General features: G+C 61.0%; 1 protein-coding gene. It reads right to left on the reverse strand.

The window, feature by feature from the left end; genetic code table 11:
* The coding region (locus JAO82_RS14520) for an EF-Tu C-terminal domain-related protein (RefSeq protein ID WP_269812993.1) at positions 1-331 on the reverse strand (331 nt) is incomplete at both ends.

Consider the following 331-nt stretch of genomic DNA (forward strand, 5'->3'; position numbering starts at 1 on the left):
GTCACGGTGCCGGTCACATCCGTTGTGCGGAAGTAGAACTGTGGGCGATAATTGGCGAAGAACGGCGTGTGACGGCCACCCTCGTCCTTGGTCAGGATATAGGCTTCGGCCTCGAACTTGGTGTGCGGGTTCACCGACTTGGGCTTGCACAGCACTTGGCCGCGCTCGACGCCTTCACGCTCGATACCGCGCAGCAGAACGCCAACGTTGTCGCCCGCCTCGCCACGATCCAGCAACTTGCGGAACATCTCGACGCCGGTACAGGTGGTCTTCTTGGTGTCGCGGATACCGACGATCTCAAGCTCGTCACCCACATTGACCACACCGCGCT

The organism is Pontibaca salina (assembly GCF_016307205.1).
Lineage (GTDB): Bacteria > Pseudomonadota > Alphaproteobacteria > Rhodobacterales > Rhodobacteraceae > Pontibaca > Pontibaca salina.